Here is a 4,115-nt window from a genome sequence, read left to right on the forward strand (position 1 = left end):
GTCAGGAAGCGTTCGCGCGGAAGCTGCTGCCCGCGCATCCGCGCCGCCAGCGACGCGATCGTGTCCTGCGGCCCGACCGTGACGATCCTGATCACCGTCTTCGAATCGACCGCGCCATAGGGCAGGCCGTCCAGCATCCGCAGGAAAGTGGTGTCCTGCTGGCTCGACGGGGTCGGCTTGCGGCCCGTCTGTTCGGCCAGCGAATAGGCCCGGTTGACGCGGTCCTGCCCGTTCGGGTGGGTCGAGGCCCAGGTCGGAACCGACCGCCCCGACTGGCCCGCCGCCTGCGCCGCCAGCTTGGTCGACGCGTCGAGCGCGTCGAGGATGTAGGCCGACGCATAGGGATCGTAATCGGCGGTGGTCATGTAGCGGATGCCGAGCGAATCGGCCTGATATTCCTGCTCGCGCCCGTAGCGCAGCGTGTAGAGCTGCGCGCCCGTGCTCACCGCGCGCGAGGCGAGGTCGCTTCCCGTCAGGATGCCCGCGCCCGCCGCGAGGATCGATCCGATCGTGGCGCGCTTGTTGCGGCTGGCCGAATGGCGCGCGGCGACGTGCGCGACCTCGTGCCCCAAGACGGAGGCGAGCTCGTCCTCCGAATTCATCAGCGCCAGCAATTGCCGCGTGATGTAGATATAGCCGCCCGGAATGGCGAACGCGTTCTCGATCGGCGAATTGAGCGTCGTCACCGTGAAGTCGCTGCCCGACCGCGACAACCCCGATTGCACCGCGATCTTCTTGCCGACACGCTCGACATAGGCCGCCTGCGGGCCGGTATAGGCCCCGCCGAACTCCTTGATCAGCTGCGGATTGGCCGTCGCGCCCTGCTGCTTTTCGGTCGGGGTGATCGCGCGGACCTGCCCGGATTGCGCGACGGCCGGCGGCGCGGCGACCAGCGCGCCTGCCATTACCACAGCGGACGTGACGCGAATCATTACGGACCCCTTCTCGATTTCAACGCTTTCAAACCGCCGCCGCTTTCAAGGTTCCGCTGGACTTGACAAAACGGAACAAATAGGGTACATGATCGCCCGTTTCTTCGCATCCGGCCGGGGCGGGGAACGAAGCCTGCCCCGTGACCTCGGTCGCGGGGAACGACCGGTGCGGGCGCCTGTCTCATGCGACATGCTGGAAGCGCTTCGCCAAATGAGTCCGTCTCGTCCGCGGCTTCGCGCCGCGGTTCTGGACTGTCGACGTCGCGTGCCGGGGCAAGCGGGCGGCGTCACGATCGCAAGGGTTCGCCCCTCCGATCAGGCAGCAATCCCGCATGCCCCCGCCGTCGCCGGACAGGACGACGGAACGCACCGGTCGCAAAGCTTCTTCGCCGAGCCACGCACACCCGCGTCCGCCGGAGATCATAAAGATCACGTCGCCCCTGCGCCGGCAGGGGCCCATCTCTCACGCCTCCCCACCACCGCATGCCGGACGAGCCATAGGCCCCTGCCTCCGCAGGGGCGACGGAGGGGGCACGGCAGGCGTCCTACCGCCTGCGGCGAACTACGCCCCCCGCCCCTCCAGCAGCCGGATGATCGCCGAGCAATCGAGCGCGCCGTTCCCCCCGTTCACGAACGCCTGGTACAGCGCCTCGGCCGCCGCCCCCATCGGCACGCTCGCGCCCGCATCCTGCGCCGCCGCCATCGCCAGCTTGAGGTCCTTGAGCATCAGCGCGGTCGCGAATCCGCCCTGATAGTCGCGGTCGGCCGGCGTCTCCGGCCCGACCCCCGGCACCGGGCAATAGCTCGTCATCGACCAGCTCTGCCCGCTCGCCTGCGACGAAATGGCGTAGAAGGTGGCGAGGTCGAGGCCCAGCGCCTTCGCCAGCACGAACGCCTCGCACGTCGCGATCATCGTCGCGCCGAGCAGCATGTTGTTCGCGATCTTGGCCGCCTGCCCCATCCCCGCGCCGCCGGCATGGATCACCGCCTTGCCCATCGCCGCCAGGATCGGCTCGGCGCGCGCGAAGCCCGCGTCCGGCCCGCCGACCATGAAGGTCAGGCTGCCCGCCTGCGCCGCCGCGATCCCGCCCGAAACCGGTGCGTCGACCGCCAGATAGCCCTGATCGGCGGCATAAGCGGCGATCACCTGCGCAGTCGCGACATCGATCGTCGAACAATCGATCAGCACCGCGCTCGACGGCGCCGCGCCGACCACGCACTCGCGATAGACCTGCGCGACGTGGGCGCCCGCCGGCAGCATCGTCACCACCGCGTCCGCGCCCGCCGCCGCCTCGCGCGCCGTGGCGCACCGGCTGCACCCCGCCTCCACCGCGCGCGCCAAGGCAGGCTCGGACAGGTCGAACGCCTGCACCGTATGCCCGGCGCGCGCCAGATTGGCGGCCATCCCGCCGCCCATATTGCCCAGCCCGATGAAACCGATCTTCACGCCGACGTCTCCATTCGGGGATGCACGGGCGCCCATGCGGCGCCGATCCCCCTAACGAACGATCTTAACGCCCGGTCCAGTTCCCCGGCCGCTTGTCGACGAACGCCGCCATCCCTTCCTTCTGGTCGGCGGTCCCGAACAGGCCGTGGAACAGCCGCCGTTCGAACGCGATGCCCTGCGCCAGCCCGCCTTCGAACGCGGTGTTGACCATCTCCTTGACCGCGATCGCCGCGAGCGGCGGCATGGCGGCGATCTCGCCCGCCACCTTCAGCGCCTCGTCGACCAAGTCCGCGGCGGGCACGATCCGCGCGACCAGGCCCGCGCGTTCGGCCTCCTCCGCGCCCATCATGCGGCCGGTCAGGCACAGCTCCATCGCCTTGGCCTTGCCCACCGCGCGCGTCAGGCGCTGCGATCCGCCCATGCCCGGCCCGACGCCCAGCTTGATCTCGGGCTGGCCGAACCTGGCCGTGTCGGCGGCAAGGATGAAGTCGGCCATCATCGCCACTTCGCAGCCTCCGCCGAGCGCAAAGCCCGCCACCGCCGCCAGCCACGGCTTGCGCGTCGCGGTCACCTTCTCCCAGCCGGCGAAGAAATTGTGCGCGTACATGTCGGCGAAGCCCTGCGCCTGCATCTCCTTGATGTCGGCGCCCGCCGCGAACGCCTTCTCGCTGCCGGTCAGCACCAGGCAGCGCTGGCCGGGATCGGCGTCATAGTCCGCGAACACCGCGATCAGCTCGCCCAGCACCTGGCTGTTGAGCGCGTTCAGCGCCTGCGGCCGGTTGAGCCGCACCAAAGTCACCGCGTCGCGCCGCTCGATCAGGATCGTCTCGTAGCTCATCGTCCGCTCCCTATCACGCTAAGGCCGTTCCGGCCCGATCCAGCATAGCTGGATCGAACCCTAAAGCCGCACCGGCTCCCATTGCTCGTCCTCGGGCAGCGGCGCGAAGATCGTGTCGAGCATATGCTCGGTCACGCCCTCGGACTCGGCCGGGTTCCAGCGCGGCGCATTGTCCTTGTCGATCAGCAGCGCGCGCACCCCCTCGATGAAGTCGTGCCGCATCGAAACATGCGTCGCGATCGCATATTCGACGCGCATCTGCTCGGCGAAGTCGGTGCCCAGCGCGCTTTCGTGCAGCAGGCGGAGCGCCACCTTGCACGCCTGCGGCGACTTGAGCCGGAGCCCCGCCAGGGTCGCCTGCGCCCACTCCTCCGGATCGTCGGCCAGCGCGGCGAGGATCTCCTCCAGCCGGTCGCTCGCGAACAGCCGGTCGATATCGGCGCGCCGCGCGAGGATCGGCGCGGGCGGCGGCGCGACCGCGCTTGCGTCGAGAATCGCGCCTACGTCGCGCGGCGCGGCGACGATCCGCGCCTTGACCTCCTCCAGCCCCTCGGACGGCAGGTAATGCGTGGCGAGCCCGACCGCGAGGCATTCGGCCCCGTTGAGCCGCGCCGCCGTCAGCGCGAGATACTGGCCCAGCCGCCCCGGCAGCCGCGACAGATACCAGCCGCCGCCGACGTCGGGGAACAGCCCGATCGTCGCCTCGGGCATCGCGAACAATGTCCGCTCGGTCGCGATCCGGTATCGCGCGGGCAGGCCGATCCCGGCCCCGCCGCCCATCACCACCCCGTCGAGCATCGCGACCACCGGCTTGGCGTAGCTGAACAGCAGGTGGTTGAGCTGGTATTCGGTGAAGAAGAAGGACCGCGCCGCCGTCCCGTCGCCCTTCGCGCTTTCC

At 69.9% G+C, this 4,115-nt stretch carries 4 protein-coding genes; all 4 read right to left on the reverse strand.

Annotation, left to right across the window (positions count from 1 at the left end; translation table 11 throughout):
• Window positions 1-932: M48 family metalloprotease (locus tag ACOJSF_RS07505; RefSeq protein ID WP_420141592.1), on the reverse strand; the 932-nt coding region annotated here is incomplete at its 3' end.
• Between the two features lie 562 nt (window positions 933-1,494).
• Entirely contained in the window at window positions 1,495-2,379 is an 885-nt protein-coding gene (gene mmsB, locus ACOJSF_RS07510; RefSeq protein WP_420141593.1) for a 3-hydroxyisobutyrate dehydrogenase, read from the reverse strand.
• A 64-nt stretch (window positions 2,380-2,443) separates the two neighbouring features.
• Complete coding sequence (locus ACOJSF_RS07515) at window positions 2,444-3,217, reverse strand: enoyl-CoA hydratase (protein WP_420141594.1); 774 nt, start codon at window positions 3,215-3,217, stop codon at window positions 2,444-2,446.
• Window positions 3,218-3,277: 60 nt separating this feature from the next.
• Window positions 3,278-4,115 (reverse strand): enoyl-CoA hydratase/isomerase family protein (locus ACOJSF_RS07520; RefSeq protein WP_420141595.1); only part of this gene is annotated, 838 nt, incomplete at its 5' end.

The sequence above is a fragment of the Sphingomonas sp. genome (genome assembly GCF_048594985.1).
Lineage (GTDB): Bacteria > Pseudomonadota > Alphaproteobacteria > Sphingomonadales > Sphingomonadaceae > Sphingomonas_I.

Excerpts from the sequence above, each read along its gene's own strand:
- ACOJSF_RS07515 (WP_420141594.1), bottom strand. The coding sequence starts at position 3,217 with ATGAGCTACGAGACGATCCTGATCGAGCGGCGCGACGCGGTGACTTTG.